Genomic DNA, 16,213 nt, shown 5'->3' on the forward strand with positions numbered 1-16,213 from the left:
AAAATACGTAAACCTCCGTAAATAATGCTGTCTGGCATCTAGTGTGTCGTAAGAATCTTCTATACTACTGCTATAACATTGGCGTTAGCCGAAATCTTGCAGGAGAGTACTTGATGCCAATTCGCGATAATCAAATGCGCTACGGTAGCGTAAGCCGCTTTTTTCATTGGTCGATGGTCGCTGCTATCTTGTGGCAGTTTACCAGTGTGTTTGCGCATATTTTTCTGGAAGATACGGGGTTTGACGAGTTTATGTGGGGCACTCACAAAGCGGTGGGCTTTTTAATTTTTGTGCTGGCACTGCTGCGGTTGTTGTGGGCTTTAAGCAGCCTGGGCTCTCGGCCGCCTGAGCTGAGCCTTGCCTCGCGCTTGGGGCATATAGGTTTGTACGCTTTGTTTCTTGGCGTGCCGGCGGTGGCGCTAATGCGGCAATATGGCTCTGGGCGGGCTTTTGAACCGTTTGGACTTGTGGTGTTTACCGGTTTTGACTCTGGCAAAATCAGTTGGATGACGGATCTCGGCAGTTTGTTACACAGTAATCTTGGCTGGGTGTTGCTGGCGGCCGTTGTCGGCCACGTGAGCATGGTGATTTGGCACCGCCGAAAAAATACAAAACAAGACGTACTGCCAAGAATGTTGGGCTAGCAGGCTGTTGAAAAACCCCTTACGTACTCAGGCTTTCAGGCTGGTTCGTAATCTAGGCGCCATTTTGAAAATGTGTGTCCACCCATCGAAAAGTGGCAACGACGAGTACGGGCCAGCCTGGAAGCCCCGTAGGGCGAGGTCTGAAGCGCACATCTGCCGCGCCTTGTCTCTAGCAAAGGGAGCCACCCTGTCCGTCGAGACAATGCACAGCAGTTGCACGCTTCAGGCCACGCTGAGCATGCAAGGGGTTTTACAACAGCCTGCTAAGCACACTCGTTACCGCAGGCTACCCGCCGGGTAAATCCCGCGACGTTAATGGTAGGGCGCTTATTAACGTCGCGGGGCTCCTCCATTAAGAGCCGGTTTGGCTCATCAATGTGTGTCGGGGTGGGGCGAGGTAAAATTCCAGGCGCTCATTGATCGCGCTTTCGCTGTACATCTTCTCAACGGTTTCGCGCGCCGCTAAACCCAGTCGTAGCCGTTCGTTGCTGTCATTGGCTAAACGTTTTAGCAGCGCCTTGGCCTCGTCGTTATTATCAAACAGCAAGCCGTTGTGGCCGTGTTTGATCCAATCTGAATAGCCACCGTGGCGGTGGCACACCACCGGCAGGCCACAGGCCATCGCTTCAAATACGACCCGGCCGAAGGTTTCTACGGCGGTATCCGTTTGATAGTAAAAAATATCTAAGCTGCGTAAAAATTCGGCGGCACCAAGGGTGCCGGCTGCGGTTAGGTGTACCGACGGGTGGCTGATGTTTGATGCAATGCACTCGGCTCCTTGCAGGTGCCACTCTACCCCCTCGTCGGCTAGATCGCGGTAAAGCGCTATGTCGAGTGGATTGTGTTTGTCGCTGGTATCACGGCTCATGCGACCCATACGCAGCGGCCCCGCCGCGCGAGTTTGTGCAGGTGTGAAACGCAGCAAGTTAATAGGCGAGGGATGTATGGCGGCGGGCACACCGAGCAAGCGACGCTGAAAGTCTGAGATCATTACATATTCGGGTTTGGGCCAGCCCGGCGGAACCTTCGCTGTGTTCTCCAGCACGTTGGGGAGCATTGTGTTGTACACATAAATAAGGCGCTCGGGAGGCGCGGCCAAGCGCGGCCATAATTTACCGCGCCAGTGGGTGCCCACAAATATATAAGTGCCGCCGCGGGGTAGGTAGCCAGGTATAGGTCGAGTACGCCGGGCGTTATTTTCACCTATGAGTGTCGGGCAGCCCCTGGATGATGCGGCCCATAACCGGGTAGTTGTCTGTTGCGAGAGTAGCCGGTACAGCTGTAGGGTTTCTTGTTCGCTGCCGCCATGGGCTGAGTGAAAAGCGTTAAACAGGTGAATCATGGCGCACAGTGTCCTTGTGGTGAATCTTGTTTCTCGTTCGAAGGCCACTGCCGCAAGCCGAAAAATAAGGCCAATATTCACGTCACTACATTAACCATCGCTCTGGGCGAGCGGGGCTTAATGCCAGCATTAACGTGTATAGTGGACGAGTTGCGGTGGCCTTATTTTAAGTTTCGGGATGATACCTAGCTGAATATGGCGGGTCAACGGTGTAACGCGCCAAAAAATTGCGCGTAAAGACTAAATACGCGCTTTAACGCGTAGATATTGATTGAAGGTTAGTCGTGCTCGGTGACAATTTAATGTAGGGTTCTTAAGCATTTAAAAAAGGCCGATCAGTATTGCTGATCGGCCCTTTTTTTATTTGTTGTGACTGTGCGGTACCACTTAGGTTGCGCTAGCAAGTTTTTGTTGACGCGCCTCGGCGATGCGGCGCTCTTTGGCTTTATGTTTGCGATACCAAATGATCACTCCCGTGATACTAAGCGCGGCTACAACAACACCCATAATCGAGATTAAGATGCGACCGGGTAAGCCGAGAATGCGCCCGGAATGTACCGGAAACTGCGCCTGGACAAAGATGTCGGCGGCGGTGCCTTCCCAGGGGACAAAGTCGCCCAGTACCTCACCGGTATGGCCGTCAAAAAATATGGCTTCGTGACCCACGCCGCCGGTACCGTGGCTATCGCCGCCGGCAAAGTATTCAACCCGGTATATTCCCCAATCGCGGGCATACCAAATAGAACCGACCGGCTGATCCCAGCCAATGGCATCGGCCTCTTGGCGGGCGATCTGTGACACATCGGCAAAGCTCAATGTCGGGGTGATCGGGTTGTCGTGATCGTTAGGGGCGCGCTCTTCCAGCGGCGACGGCGTTACATCTGAGATCGTCGACATAATCGGGAAGAATACTTCGCGATAGAGGTTGAGCGAGAATGCGGTAAAGGCGATAACAAACAGCAGGCCCCAGGTCCAAAGCCCAAGAGCGCGATGTAAATCAAAATTAAACCGAATCGGCCCGGCGCTGCGTCGCACCTTCCAGGAGGGTGACCAGCGCTTCAGGTAACTGCGGCCATTTTCACGCTTTTTACGGCTGCCACCTTTGGGTAGGGTAAGGTAAGCGCCGATAAAGCAGTCGAACGTCCAGATCAGTGCGATAACCCCCAACAGCCAGATGCCCCAGTGGTCGATACCCCAAAACTCGGGAATGTGCAGGCTAAAGTGCAGCTTGTACAAAAACGACATAAAGGTTTCGCGGGTAATGGGCCAGACGGCGCCCCATTCACGCTTGCCGATGATGTCGCCGCTGACGGGATCAACGTACACCTGATTAAACTCGGATTTGTACAGGTGGCCCGTCTCGGGGTTGACGCGTGGTTGCACCCAAAAATACTGCGAGTGACCGGGTTCCGGGGCCAGCTCAAAGTAAGTAACTTCAACCTTGGGGAATTCGGTCTCTACTTTTTCGGCCAGGGTAAAGACGGAGAGCGGTTCACCGGTGGTGTCAATCTCATTGAGGTGAGGGTTTAACCACTCATCCAACTCGTGATCCCAGGAGATGATGGCGCCGGTCAGCCCCGTCACCACAAGAAAAGCGGCAATGGTTAGCCCCATATAACGGTGCAGGTGAAGCATTAAAGAGCGCATAGTACTAATCCCGGTAAAAAAAGGCGCAATATGATAGCGCCGTATTATAAAACAAAACCCCCGCTCTTAATGGCGGGGGTGTACTGTTGGCTGGCTTTAAAAGCTCCAGGTTACCGAGGCAGATGCCTGCAGCGGAGCGCCATAGTAAGCTTGCGTCCAATATAAGCTGTTCCAGTATTTCTCGTCGGTGAGGTTGCTGACGTTAAGTGCCAGAGCTACATCGTCGGTGAGTTTGTAGCGGGCAAATACATCCAGCAATGCGTAACTGCTTTGGCTAACCGGCACGCCGGCATCCGAGGTCGTTGAGACCGTATCTTGCCAGTTTACGCTGGCGCCAACGACCAGTTTGGGCAGCATAGGTACATTGTACGCCGCCGCCAACTTTACTAAGTTGCGTGGTACGTAAGTGCGTACTTCGGCGCCGGTTGTGTCGGTGATGTCTACCCAGGTGTAGCCAAAGCTCATATTAAGGTTGTCGGTTACCGCACCGCTTAGCTCCAGCTCGGCGCCTTCGCTGTCGTAGGTTTTGCCCAGATAAGTATTGACGCCATCCACGCGGCCTACGTATTCACCAAGGTTGCTTTGCTCCGACTGAAAAAAAGCCAGTGTACCGGTGGCCTGGCCGTCGTTAAGTTGTACCTTAAGCCCGACCTCTGAGTTGTCGCCCTGGGCCACTCCCAATGGCTGAAATTCCGGCGTAACGAATGACTGCGGAGTAAACACTTCACTGTAGCTGGCATAAAGCGAAACGTTATCCAAAAATGCCCAGGTAAAGCCGTAGTAGGGCACGGTCTCATCGGCGTACGTATCGGCGTTCACACCGTAACTGTAACCGCCTTGGGTGACTTCCATTTGCCGCGCGCCCAACAGCACAGAAAGCGAATCGAGCAGGTTGAGGCGTGTGGCAAAGTACAGTGACTCATGCTCTTGGTTGTCCTGACTGCCGTCGGTAAAGGTGTCGTACACCTGCAAATCGGGGCGCGGAGTATTGCCCTCGGCCCAATCACTGCCGAGTACCGGGTAGCCGTTTACATGATCGTAGAGTGACTGCCCCACCAAATCGATATCGGCTTTGTTGTAACCAAACACCAGGTCATGCTCTTGTCCAAGCAGGGGGAAGGTGCCGTTGATAAACACATCCAACACTTTTTGTTTTTCATCCGCCCGGTAACCGCTGGCGAAACCCAATAAACCGATCTCGGTTTCGCGCTCGGGGGTTCCGTAGACGTAAAATAACTCTGAATCTTGCTCGATGTCGTTTTGTGTGTAGTGCGCGTTAAAGCTCCAATTAGTGCCCAGTTGCTGGCGTAACTCGACAAATGTTTGGCGGCGCTCAATATCGCGAAATGCCCAGTCCGGCGCTGTGCTGGTATCCACGTCGTAATCGGTGGCGCTGCCGTCGGTGTAGTGCATAGGTAAAGCACCCGATAAACTGCCGCGAATATCGTTTTGGTTTTGGCTGTAACCCAGAGTGAGCAAAGTGGTGTCGGTAATATCCCCTTCGATGACACCGTAAAATACGCTGTTGTCATTTTCATTCCGGTCAAGGTAAGACTCGCTATCGTCTTTGGCCATCACCACTCGTGCCCGAACCCGATCGGTAATCGACCCGGAAACATCTGCCTCCAGGCGGTAACTGCTTTCGGGGCCGGCCTGCAGAGAAACGTAGCCACTTAGCTCGGCGGTGGGCCGTTTGCGAATGTAGTTAATAGTGGCCGATGGGTTGGCAAGGCCGGTAATTAAACCAGCGGCGCCTTTAACCACCTCGACTTGCTCAAACACGGCGGTATCCTGATGCCCCTGAGAAAGGCCCGCCGAAAAAGGCACGCCTACACCATCGTACTGAAAGTTGACGATATCAAAGCCGCGCGCGGTGAAGTACGTGCGATCTGTCTCCACGCTTTCGACGGTTACCCCGGGCGTGTAGCGCAGCAGGTCGTTGATATTATCGAGGGCAAAGTCGTCGATTTGCGTGCGCGATATCACCGTAACGGTTTGCGGTGTCTCGTAGACTGAGAGATCCAGCTTAGTGGCGGTGGACGATTTTTCTGGCTCGCCGTAAACGTTAACAACTTCGATCGGTACAGGCTCGTCATTGGTTTGGGCAAAAACGGGTTGGGCGGCGCTGGCGGCCAATAAGGCGGCCAGTGACAATCGCTGAAGCTGCATTGAAACCTCTTTGGAGGGATAGGGTTGTAGGGTGGGTCTGAGACCGGTTTCATGCGGGCGATAATATCAATAAAAAAACTAAACATCAATCGTTCTCATTCGTGTTTTGGTGTCAGTAGGTTCTGGTCTCAATGCGCAGTGCTTGTCCGGGCTGCGGTGTTACCCAGTAATCGCCTGTAATCGACAGCCGTTGGGCTACCGGCTAATGTCTGGGTTTTGGCCAGTGCAAGCGTTTGTAAATAACGTGATTTGGCAGCCCCACAACGGGGTGTCTGATCTTACTCAGCTTAAGCGCACTGTATTATTGGTATGAGCTGTACGGGGTAGTCTTTTAAGCACCTACGGCAAGAACTGGAGAGCAGCACAATAACAAGTTCCGGATTAACCCAAGCCATCCCTCGGTTTGACTTTAAAGCCCGTTACCTTGTGGCAGCGTGGTTGTTGTCGTTTGTGTTTGTGCCTGGTTATAACCTGCTCGCCGGCTGGCTTCACGTTTACGACGTGCCTTGGTATTGGTACGACCTAAGCTATTACGCCTGTTTTTACGGCCTGCTTTGTCTGGTTATCGTTATTCAGTGGTTGCGCGGTCAGACACAATGCAAAACGATGTTTGCCCGCCCGACCAAGCGCAGTTGGCGCCCTTCGTTGCTGCTAACGGCGCTGAGCTTTATCTTTTCTACCGCAGCGTTTTATGGTGTTTTTATTCCGTTGTCGTACCTGTTGCCCGAGTTTGTGCAGTACTGGGTGATCGAGCTGCCCTGGCTTATCTACTTCACCCCAGAGGGCGACTTCCCGCTTGTGCCCAACGTGCTTAATGTATTGTTTTTGGTTGTGATTCCGCCATTGGTGGAAGAGTTTATATTCCGCGGGGTTTTGCTGCACCGCTGGGCCTATAAGTACGGCGTTCTTTGGGCTGTATTTTGGTCGTCAATTATTTTTGGCGCGCTGCATACCGATCCGCTTGGTGCGGCTGTGTTTGGCGCGATCATGTGCTTTATTTACCTAAAGTCTGGCAGTTTATGGGTGCCGATTGTTTGTCATGCGGCTAATAATCTTGTTTGTTGGTTGTGGGATACCGCCGATTTGGCACGCCTGGGGCTTGATTATGTATACACGCTTAACGCGTTTCGCGATGAATGGAGTTGGGGGCTTATAGCTGCCGTTATGACGTGGGTGTTGTGGGCCTTGTACCGCAAATACGGCTTTGCCAAAGGCATCCCAAAGCTGCCAGCGGGTGGTTGAATCGCGTTGTTTGACTCTTAAGGCCGCCGCGGCTGGCTTTTGCGTTTATGCTGGTAAGTCGCCGCCGTTATCAGGCGCAAAAAGCTTGGGCATTCCAGATGGCTGGGGGCCTCGCAGCGAGCGACGCTGCGCAAGCCATCGCGCACTGCGCTTAACCGGAGGATGGTTTCGTCCAGCTCATCGGCTTTGTGGTTTAGCCGTTCACGATCAATTTGCGGTTGGCCGTCGGCGGCAAACATCAATTTTATCTCTGCCAGGTTAAGTCCCGCCGCGCGCCCCAGGGTAATAAGCCCGAGAGTTTGCAGCACGCTCGGGTGATACTGGCGGCGCAAGCCATGGCGCCCCACCGGGTGAATCAACCCCAGGCTTTCATAGTAGCGCAAAGTCGATGCGGGCAAGCCCGATTGCGATGCTACCCTTGCAATGTCCAAATCGCTCATGGGTCTTGACCTCAAGTGAACTTCAAGTCGTATTCTAACCAAAACGACGAGCTGGAGGTGATTATGAATCAAGAGATGTTTACTGTGGGGTTTACTTGGGCTGCGCTATGTATAGGAGTTGGGGCCACCGCTCTTATTGATGTATGGGCTTTATTGTTACGCCGCTGTTGGGGCGTGGCCTCATTGGATTTTCGTTACCTCGGGCGCTGGCTTGGCCATTTGCGCACTGGCGTACTTGTCCATAACAATATTAAGCAGAGCGCGCCGGTCAAGGGCGAGTTGTTGACCGGGTGGGGGCTACATTACGCAATAGGCGTTGTTTTTGCGGCAGTGCTGCTACTGGTAGCCGGCCCCGTGTGGTTAGCTCGTCCCACGCTGGTGCCCGCGTTATTTTTTGGCGCAGTAACGGTCGTATTTCCCTATTTTATTTTGCAACCCTGCTTGGGGGCGGGGGTCGCTTCGCGGCTTACGCCACACCCGCTTCGCGCCGGCTTAAAAAGCTTGCTTACTCATGTTTTATTTGGCGTGGGGCTATATATTACCGCGTTGCTGTACTCTGTGGCCGGTTAAAAACCTTAAAAGATTCATTTGGATGGCGGCGCGCTCGCGGGTAGTTGTTCGCCGCAGTGTTTACAGTGTATCGCGTCAGCCTCGTGCCCGGCGCGGGTGCATTTGGGGCAGTTGCGGGAGACGCGCTCGCGCTGCATCTCCTGGGCGAGCTCGGCGGTAAGAATACCGGTGGGTACGGCGATTATTGAGTAGCCCGTTAACATGGCCAGCGCCGAGATGATTTGCCCCAATACTGTGTGCGGTACGATGTCGCCGTAGCCGACCGTGGTGATGGTCACAATGGTCCAGTAAATACTTTTAGGAATGCTGGTAAAACCATTCTCGGCCCCCTCGACCATATACATTAACGAGCCAAATACGGTAGATAGAATTAGCACCGAGCCAAAAAATACTAAGATTTTTCGCCTTGCTAACATCATGGTACGCGCCAGTAAGTTGGCTTCGCCGAGGTAGCGCACCAGTTTGAGTATCCGAAATATCCGCAGTACCCGCAGCATACGGATGATAAGCAAATTGTTGGCGCCAGGAATAAAAAACGCAAGGTAAGAGGGTAAGATTGATAGCAAATCGACAATGCCGTAAAAGCTTTTCACGTACCGCCAGCGGTTTTCGCTGCAGTACAGGCGCACTAAGTACTCGGCGGTAAACAGTAAGGTAAACGTCCACTCGGTCGCCCTTAGCAGAGGGCGATAATTAATGGCAATCCAGTCGACCGACTCGAGCATTAGCACTAAAACACTGATGCAAATTGCCCAGATAAGTAAAATATCAAAGCGCTGCCCAGCCGGCGTATCCCAGCCAAAAATAATGCGGTTGAGTTTTTGGCGCAGAGTTTCGTCCTGCGTAGGCTTGGTGCTGGCTTCTGGCGATGACATGCGCGCTTCCTTTTGCCGTCGGGCTTTACTATGTGTGCCTGTGCAGATTAAACCGAATTATGGCCCGATTGCCAATCGATTGAAATACAAATCCCCTCTGTCTTTAAGTGCTTAAAATAACACTCGTTAGCTGAATGAACATTCTGGCTGCGTTTTACGCTATAAGTCACATTATGGCGCTCGACTAAAGCTAACCCTAAAGTTAACGCGAAAGTAGCGTTACTACTTGGCTATCGGCTCCGTATACGATAAGGCGGCGGTGATAATTCTCGTAAATGGCACCTAATCAGAGTTTATGCCGCTCAGAGTTTGTTGATACTGCTTGCCCCAGAGGTGTTCACCTGAAGTTTCGGGTCACCGTTATACGCAAGCGACGAGGCGCCACTGACGTTGGCCGACAGCTCTTGGCTGGCTGTCACTTTACTATGTGATGCGCCCGATACATCAGCTTTAACGATTTTGGCCATAACCGCCGCGCTGTTAAAGTGGCTTGCGCCCGAAACGTCCAGTGTTTGAGTGGCGAGGTTACCGCCATCGGTAATGTGTACCCTTGAGGCGCCAGAAACATCGGCAGATAACGCATGAGATTTTATCTCGGCCAGGGTAAGCGTCGAGGCGCCGGATAAATCCAGGCTGACGTGCTGTGCTTCTACGACATGTGCCGTAAGCTGGCTGGCGCCACTTAAATCGATGGTTAATTGGTCGGTACTCATGTTGTGTGCGGTAATGTCAACGCTGCCGCTGGCGTCGATACCCTTAAGGCTTGAGATTTTTATATTGATGCGAACTTCGCTGCTCTTATCGGCTTTAAACCATGACCAAAACCCCCGGCCACTATTACCAATCCATAAACTATCCCCCTCTTGCTCTATATCAACATTCTCTAACTTACCCTTGTCGATAAAAACGTGAGCGCTGTTTTCATCGGATTGCGTTAGGGTGACCTTCACATCGCCACTAAAATTTAAATGGTTGATGCCAGCCAGCGATAGTCGGGTGTTCGGTGCCTCTGACGCGCTAGTGTGTAATGTGCAAACTAACAAAAGTGCTGCGACGGCCAATTGAGAAGGGTAAGTAAAGAAGCGGCTCATAGTGTAATCCTTGTGTGTTGGGCTCGAGCTGAGATTTATGAAGCACTGAGGATAAGACGCCGCTAGGGTAAAAATAGATGCAGCGGCGTGACAATTTACAAATGAGGTGCCGGGTTGTAGCGTAGCGGGTACTACTCGCTTCTATTTAGGTTTAACGATGCACCCAGACCACCTGCAACAATTGACGCAAGCCAAACGCTTGCTTGAAAGCCCCGGTATCGCTGCGCGACTTTCCAATGCCTTGGGCACGCCCATCGAAAAGGCCATTGATTTGCTCCCCAAGGGCGCGAGTGAACTGGTAACAACGGCCACCCGTAAGGCCCTAGAGGCTGCTATGAGAGCCGCCCTTACAGGGATGAGTGATGAGTTAAAGCCACCGTCTAAGCGTTGGCACAAGTTCACGGTGGCCGCCAGCGGCGGTTTAGGTGGCGCCTTTGGTTTGCCCGCACTGGTGCTCGAGTTGCCGGTGTCTACCACAGTAATGCTGCGCGCCATTGCCGATATTGCCCGCAGCGAGGGAGAGGTGCTAACCGAGCGCGAGGCGCAACTCGCCTGTTTAGCTGTATTTGCCCTGGGTGGGCCCAGCGCTTCGGACGATGGCGCTGAAACCGGGTATCTTGGTGTGCGTGCCGCTATGGCTAAAGCGATGTCCGATGCGCTAGCTCATGTATCGCGCCATGGCATGGCGCAACAGGGTGCGCCGTCGATGGTGCGCTTTATTGCGCAAGTAGCCGCACGTTTTAGTATTCCGGTATCCGAGAAAGTGGCCGCCCAATCGGTGCCTGTGATTGGCGCGGTAGGCGGCGCGACCGTTAATACCTTGTTTATGGACCACTTTCAAAAAATGGCCAGCGGTCATTTTGTCGTCCGCCGGTTAGAACGCCTTTATGGCGCAACCGAGGTGCAGCGCCGCTACGCGCTTATTGCGTTGCAATAGCGTTTTACACACTGGCAAGCTCTGTGCTTCGTACCAAGTAGTGATATTCACTCAATCGGTTTAACGCAGTAAGGAGTAACTTATGCAAAAGTATGCAACAGCACATTGGCAGGGCGGCTTAAAAGACGGTAATGGACACATCTCTACCGAAAGCGGCGCCCTTAAGGATCAACCCTACGGCTTTAACACACGCTTTGAAGATAAGCCCGGCTCTAATCCAGAGGAGCTCCTGGGTGCCGCTCACGCCGGATGTTTCTCAATGGCGCTGTCCGGGCAGCTCGCTGAAGCGGGCCTTGTCGCCAAGAGTATCGACACGAAAGCAACCGTCCTGTTGGAGAAAGACGGCGAGGGGTTTGCCATTCCAGAAATCCAACTTGAGGTTAAAGCTAATATCCCGGATGCGGATAAAGCGGCTTTTGAAAAAGCCGCCAATGCAGCCAAAGAAGGTTGCCCCTTATCGAAAGTGATCAACGCTAAAATCGTGATGACGACAGAGTTAGTGTCTTAGTTGTTTCGTTTTTAGTCCAACAAAAACCGCCATTCTGGCGGTTTTTTTATGTGTAAAGATCACGCAATCTTTGTAATTTTTACCGGTTCAATTCGCTGCTTTATCACACTCAGAAAAACTCTGTGATCTGGTTAAAATAATTGCTCGGAGTTGCCGCAAGAATTGTGACCCAGTTGCTTATTTTAGCTGATGCCAAATTTTGGCACGGCCGTTGCGATAGCCCTTGTACCATTGATTATGGCAACGTTATTAATTGGAGAAACATCATGGTTAAAAGTATTTCATCAGCAGTTCTGTTTTGTGTTTGTTCTACCGCGGCGGTCGGCTCGCTGGCGCAATCGGATGGTGAAAATGGCTGGCGTTTACAGCCTGAGTTTTCAATTGGGGGTGGTTACGGTGTAACGGCCCTTAAAGACGAAGATTTTGATGAGGATGAGGCCGCCAAAAAAGCGTTTGCCTTGGTTAAGCTCAACGAGTATATCGGTCTGGAAACGGCCTATATCGATTTTGATGAGGCGCGCAACGGTCAGGCTGAGTTTGATGCAGAGGGGGTTACTCTCGGTCTTATTCTTGAGGCGCCTATCACTCAGATGTTTTCTGTGTACGCCAAAGGTGGCCAAATGTGGTGGGATGCCGACGCCACTCTGGATCTTGAAGTAACTGAAGCAAGCAATAGCTTTGACGGTGATGAAACCTTTTGGGGCGTGGGCACCAAGTTTCAATTAACAGAGCATTTAGATTTAAAGCTTGAGTACGAGCGCTTTAACTTTGAAGTGTCACGCGATGAAATTGACGTGTTGCAAAGCCGTGATGTGAATATGGATGTCGATTACGCCAGTGCCAACTTACAGTTTACGTTCTAACAGCGCCGGACAAGGCGACCATATTAAGGTGCGGGCAACCGCACCTAGTAAGCGTTAGGGGGATACCAGCTCGTTGTACAGAGCTTAGTTAAATACTATGAGGACAAGACAATGAGTATCCAAATGAAGTTTAGTGATAAACACGCCTTTCAGGGTATGACGCATACGCCGCTCGCGGTAGTGTTGTCATGTTTACTGGCTACCGCACCTCAGGTGTTGGCCGATGACGGGCCCACAGTGGTGGATGAAGAGGTACGTACCAGTCAAGTGTTGCGCGCCCCCACCTTTGATCAAGTCGATGCCGACGGCAGTGGTGAGTTGAGTGCCGAAGAGCTGGCCAGCTACTATCAGCAACAGCTGGATAAAAATGGCTGGACTGACGAGCAGGTGGTCAGTCGCTATGACGCCAATGCCAGTGGTGGGCTAAACCCGCCAGAGTATGAACAGTTGTTAAGCACAATGCTTGATCAGCACATTGCGGACATGAAAAACAGTGCGCAACAACGACAAATGAAAACCGAAACCGAGATGCAGGCATCCGCCGGTGAGATGCGCACCACCAACGATAACTCGATGCAGGGCAGTGATGACGCCCCACGAGGGTTTCAGGCCGGTGAGAGTGTCACCATAAGCGAAGCAAAGCAACTTCAGCCTGACCAGTTAGACGGCTTAGATGTGGTGAACCGTAACGGGGATGATATTGGTGAGGTTGAAAAAGTCATTACCGAGAACGGCCGGGTGACCGAGGTTGTTGTCAGCGTCGGCGGGCTACTGGGTATTGGTGATAAAGAGGTATTGGTTGATGCCGACAATCTGCAGGTGACGGGTAACAAAGTAGTTTGGAATACGCCCATGGATAAAGACGCAATTGATAACCTTCCCGAATATAAGGAAGGCGATAAGTTGAGCTCCAGCGGTCACTAGTCACTTACGACACCCGTTAACAATAGGTTGGATGTGTCTTAGGCTGTATCCACGCACTGTGCTAAAGCGGTCTCTAATCGACCGCTTTTTTGTGGCAACCTCATGACTAAGGCAGTGCCTTACGCTACTATTGAGTCATGAGTCAAAACCATATTCAGCAGTTGCTGTGCCCCAAATCTGTTGCCGTTATCGGCGCCTCTAACCGGCCCAATCGACCGGGAAATGCGGTAATGCGTAATTTGTTACGCGCCGAGTTTGCTGGTCCTATTATGCCGGTCAACCCCAAATACCAGTCGGTTAGTGGCGTATTGGCCTATTCCTCGGTTGCGCAGTTACCCGCCGTTCCCGATTTGGCCATTATTTGTACCCGGGCCGATCGCGTGCCGGCGGTTATTAACGAGCTGGGCGAAAAAGGCTGCCGCAATGCCATTGTGATTGCGGCCGGGTTGCATGTGTCACAGGCGGACGGAGTTAGCTTGCAGCAACACATGCTCGATAACGCGCGTCACTGGCAGATGCGCATTTTAGGCCCCAATAGCCTGGGGTTGATTGTGCCCGCGATCGGCCTTAATGCCAGTTACGCTCATATAGGTGCATTGCCCGGTAAAATCGCCTTTGTTTCGCAGTCGTCATCGGTGTGTACCACCATTCTCGATTGGGCCGAGCGGCGCCAGATTGGTTTCTCGCATTTTATTGCTCTGGGTGATGCGGCCGATATCAATTACGCCGAGCTGCTGGATTTTTTGGGGCAAGATGGCAAAACCTCGGCCATCTTAATGTACGTCGAGTCGATCCGGCAGGGGCGGCTGTTTATGTCGGCCGCCCGCGCCGCCTCAAAAAATAAGCCTATTTTGGTCATTAAAACCGGCCACGCTCTGGAGAGTATTGAAACCGCCACCGACGCCCGCCGCGCCGATATTGGCGCCGATGGCGTTTACGATGCCGCGTTTCGCCGCGCCGGGATGTTGCGCGTAGGTGAGCTGCGCGAATTGTTTGCGGCGGTAGAGACGCTCGCCCACGGCAAGCCGATAAAAGGTGAGCGGTTGGCTATTTTAGCCAACGGTGTCGGCGCCAGCCTTATGGCGGTCGATACGCTGGTTAACAACGGCGGCCGACTCGAAGCGCTCTCGGAACAGACCCAAGATAAGCTGCGTGCGCTGGTGCCGTTGGGTGGCCATGCCAATAACCCGGTTAACTTGCTGGGCGACGCGTCCCCCGAGCTGTATCAAAACGCGCTAGAGGTGTTATTGGACGCGCCGGAAGTGGATAACTTACTGGTGTTGCACAGCCCCTCGGCGCTGGTGAATGGCGACACCTATGCGGCAAAAATCATTCAAACCGTTAAGCGTCGCAGCGGTCGGGTACCTAACTTGCTAGTGGCCTGGACGGGCGAAAACGCCTCTTTGGTGGCGCGCGAGCGATTCTCTAAAGCGGGTATTGCCTCGTTTCGCACACCCGAGGGCGCCGTGGGCGCCTTTATGCATATGGTGCAGTACCGTCGCAACCAAAAACTTTTAATGGAAACTCCCGAGTCGATACCCGCAGGCGTGCCGGACGATTATCTGGCCGCGCGACAATTGCTAGAAAGTGCACAGCAGCAGGGGCTACATTACCTCGACACCCACCAATCCACCGAGCTTTTAGCCGCCTACGGTATTCACACTCTGGCGACTTTGACGGCGAGCGACGCCACAGAGGCGGCCAGCCAGGCGGATAAACTGGGTTATCCTGTTGCGTTAAAAATAGTGTCGCGGGATATTCCTCATAAATCGGATGTAGGCGGCGTGGTGCTCAACCTACACTCGCCCGATGAAGTGACCTTAACCGCCGGCAATATGCTTGCCCGAGCCCGCGAAACTTACCCCAATGCTGTTATAGAAGGTTTTACCTTACAGAACATGGCGCGTCGGGCCGGCGCCCATGAATTACGCATTGCGGTTAAAAACGATCCGGTGTTTGGTCCGGTTATTTTGCTGGGTGAGGGCGGCAGCGAGCTGGACACCGAGCGCCACTCGGTGGTCGGTTTGCCGCCGTTAAATATGGCGCTGGCACGTTACCTGGTGATTCAGGCCTTGGCAGAAGGTAAGCTGCGCGACCGACAATTACAGCAGCCGCTCGATCGTCAGGCGTTGGCGGTACTACTCACCAAAATTAATCAAATTATTATCGATAACCCAGCGATTATCGAACTGGATATCAACCCGGTACTAGCCGCCGGCCCCGAGCTTACCGTGCTGGATATTAATGTTACGCTCGGTGACCCACAAACCCGCAACCTTGTGATTCGCCCCTACCCAAAAGAGTTAGAGGAGCACCACACTCTGGCATCGGGACGGGATATTTTGTTGCGCCCCATTCGGCCAGAGGATGAAAATACTCACCGAGAATTTGATTTACAGCTCACCGGGCTCGACCGCTACAATCGTTATTTTGCCGAGCTGCCCAAATTAGGCCACGAGCAACTGGCCCGGCAAACGCAAATCGATTACGACCGCGAAATGGCGTTTATTGCTAGCGCTCAAAAAGACAACGGCGATTGGGAAACTCTGGGGGTGGCCCGGGTTCTGATGGACCCGGAAAATATAGAAGGCGAGTTCGCCGTTATCGTGCGCGGCGATATGAAAGGCCAGGGCCTCGGTAAGCGCCTACTGAGTAAATTAATTGAATACAGCCGTCAGCGGGGCTTGAGTTACTTGACCGGCGAGACCATGCCGCAAAATCGCGGCATGGCCGGGCTTGCCAGAGCGTTGGGTTTTAGCGTTAAGTATCAGCGCGAGGAAGGTGTTGTGACGATGCGCTATGATTTTTTGGTGACGGGTGACGGGTGACGGGTGACGGGTGACGGGCATCGAAATACGATTGCATTGGTTGTTTTCCATCCAAAACAAGCCTGCGTTCGGCTGGCATCACGGGCCCCAAAGGCGGCGCTTCGTCGTTGGCTGTGAGTCTAAGAGTCGGTAT

14 protein-coding genes are annotated in these 16,213 nt (G+C 52.9%); 8 read left to right on the forward strand and 6 right to left on the reverse strand.

Translation table 11 applies throughout. From position 1 onward, the window contains the following. The first annotated feature begins 113 nt into the window (after positions 1–113). Positions 114–644 (forward strand): cytochrome b, encoded by a 531-nt coding sequence (locus SD69_RS06575; RefSeq protein WP_041522578.1) that lies wholly within the window; start codon positions 114–116, stop codon positions 642–644. 352 nt (positions 645–996) lie between these two features. Here SD69_RS06575 and SD69_RS06580 read toward each other — a convergent pair whose 3' ends face one another. The 3 genes from SD69_RS06580 to SD69_RS06590 all read right to left on the reverse strand — a co-directional run bounded on the left by SD69_RS06580 (position 997) and on the right by SD69_RS06590 (position 5,802). Then, complete coding sequence (locus SD69_RS06580; protein ID WP_041522579.1) at positions 997–1,986, reverse strand: glycosyltransferase; 990 nt, start codon at positions 1,984–1,986, stop codon at positions 997–999. Positions 1,987–2,373: 387 nt separating this feature from the next. Then, on the reverse strand, positions 2,374–3,633 hold the full coding sequence (locus tag SD69_RS06585; protein WP_041522580.1) for a PepSY-associated TM helix domain-containing protein: 1,260 nt from the start codon (positions 3,631–3,633) through the stop codon (positions 2,374–2,376). Between the two features lie 96 nt (positions 3,634–3,729). Next, entirely contained in the window at positions 3,730–5,802 is a 2,073-nt protein-coding gene (locus tag SD69_RS06590) for a TonB-dependent siderophore receptor (RefSeq protein ID WP_041522581.1), read from the reverse strand. Positions 5,803–6,228: 426 nt separating this feature from the next. Between SD69_RS06590 and SD69_RS18015 the strand changes: the two genes are divergently transcribed. Beyond that, the gene (locus SD69_RS18015; protein ID WP_157471625.1) at positions 6,229–7,044 is read left to right on the forward strand and encodes a CPBP family intramembrane glutamic endopeptidase; all 816 of its coding nucleotides are present in this window, start codon (positions 6,229–6,231) and stop codon (positions 7,042–7,044) included. A 17-nt stretch (positions 7,045–7,061) separates the two neighbouring features. On the opposite strand, the gene SD69_RS06600 is transcribed toward SD69_RS18015, so the two are convergent. Beyond that, positions 7,062–7,484 carry a helix-turn-helix domain-containing protein gene (locus tag SD69_RS06600; RefSeq protein ID WP_041522582.1) on the reverse strand — a complete coding sequence of 141 codons (423 nt, stop codon included), beginning with the start codon at positions 7,482–7,484 and terminating at the stop codon, positions 7,062–7,064. Positions 7,485–7,547: 63 nt separating this feature from the next. On the opposite strand from SD69_RS06600, the gene SD69_RS06605 reads away from it, so the two are divergent. Continuing rightward, complete coding sequence (locus SD69_RS06605; protein WP_198144064.1) at positions 7,548–8,054, forward strand: DUF2938 domain-containing protein; 507 nt, start codon at positions 7,548–7,550, stop codon at positions 8,052–8,054. Positions 8,055–8,068: 14 nt separating this feature from the next. Here SD69_RS06605 and SD69_RS06610 read toward each other — a convergent pair whose 3' ends face one another. Then, complete coding sequence (locus SD69_RS06610) at positions 8,069–8,929, reverse strand: ion transporter (RefSeq protein ID WP_052480946.1); 861 nt, start codon at positions 8,927–8,929, stop codon at positions 8,069–8,071. A gap of 302 nt (positions 8,930–9,231) precedes the next feature. Beyond that, entirely contained in the window at positions 9,232–10,020 is a 789-nt protein-coding gene (locus SD69_RS18020) for a GIN domain-containing protein (protein ID WP_052480947.1), read from the reverse strand. A gap of 157 nt (positions 10,021–10,177) precedes the next feature. Here SD69_RS18020 and SD69_RS06620 point away from each other — a divergent pair, with 157 nt between their 5' ends. From SD69_RS06620 to SD69_RS06640, 5 genes are all read left to right on the forward strand, one after another. Continuing rightward, complete coding sequence (locus SD69_RS06620; RefSeq protein WP_041522583.1) at positions 10,178–10,957, forward strand: EcsC family protein; 780 nt, start codon at positions 10,178–10,180, stop codon at positions 10,955–10,957. Between the two features lie 82 nt (positions 10,958–11,039). Continuing rightward, complete coding sequence (locus tag SD69_RS06625; RefSeq protein WP_041522584.1) at positions 11,040–11,465, forward strand: OsmC family protein; 426 nt, start codon at positions 11,040–11,042, stop codon at positions 11,463–11,465. 266 nt (positions 11,466–11,731) lie between these two features. After that, positions 11,732–12,328 carry an outer membrane beta-barrel protein gene (locus tag SD69_RS06630; protein WP_041524524.1) on the forward strand — a complete coding sequence of 199 codons (597 nt, stop codon included), beginning with the start codon at positions 11,732–11,734 and terminating at the stop codon, positions 12,326–12,328. A 111-nt stretch (positions 12,329–12,439) separates the two neighbouring features. Next, the gene (locus SD69_RS18025) at positions 12,440–13,252 is read left to right on the forward strand and encodes a PRC-barrel domain-containing protein (protein WP_052480948.1); all 813 of its coding nucleotides are present in this window, start codon (positions 12,440–12,442) and stop codon (positions 13,250–13,252) included. Between the two features lie 137 nt (positions 13,253–13,389). Continuing rightward, positions 13,390–16,080 carry a bifunctional acetate--CoA ligase family protein/GNAT family N-acetyltransferase gene (locus tag SD69_RS06640; RefSeq protein ID WP_041522585.1) on the forward strand — a complete coding sequence of 897 codons (2,691 nt, stop codon included), beginning with the start codon at positions 13,390–13,392 and terminating at the stop codon, positions 16,078–16,080. The last annotated feature ends 133 nt before the right edge of the window (positions 16,081–16,213 follow it).

The organism is Gilvimarinus agarilyticus (assembly GCF_000832015.1).
Taxonomy (GTDB): domain Bacteria; phylum Pseudomonadota; class Gammaproteobacteria; order Pseudomonadales; family Cellvibrionaceae; genus Gilvimarinus; species Gilvimarinus agarilyticus.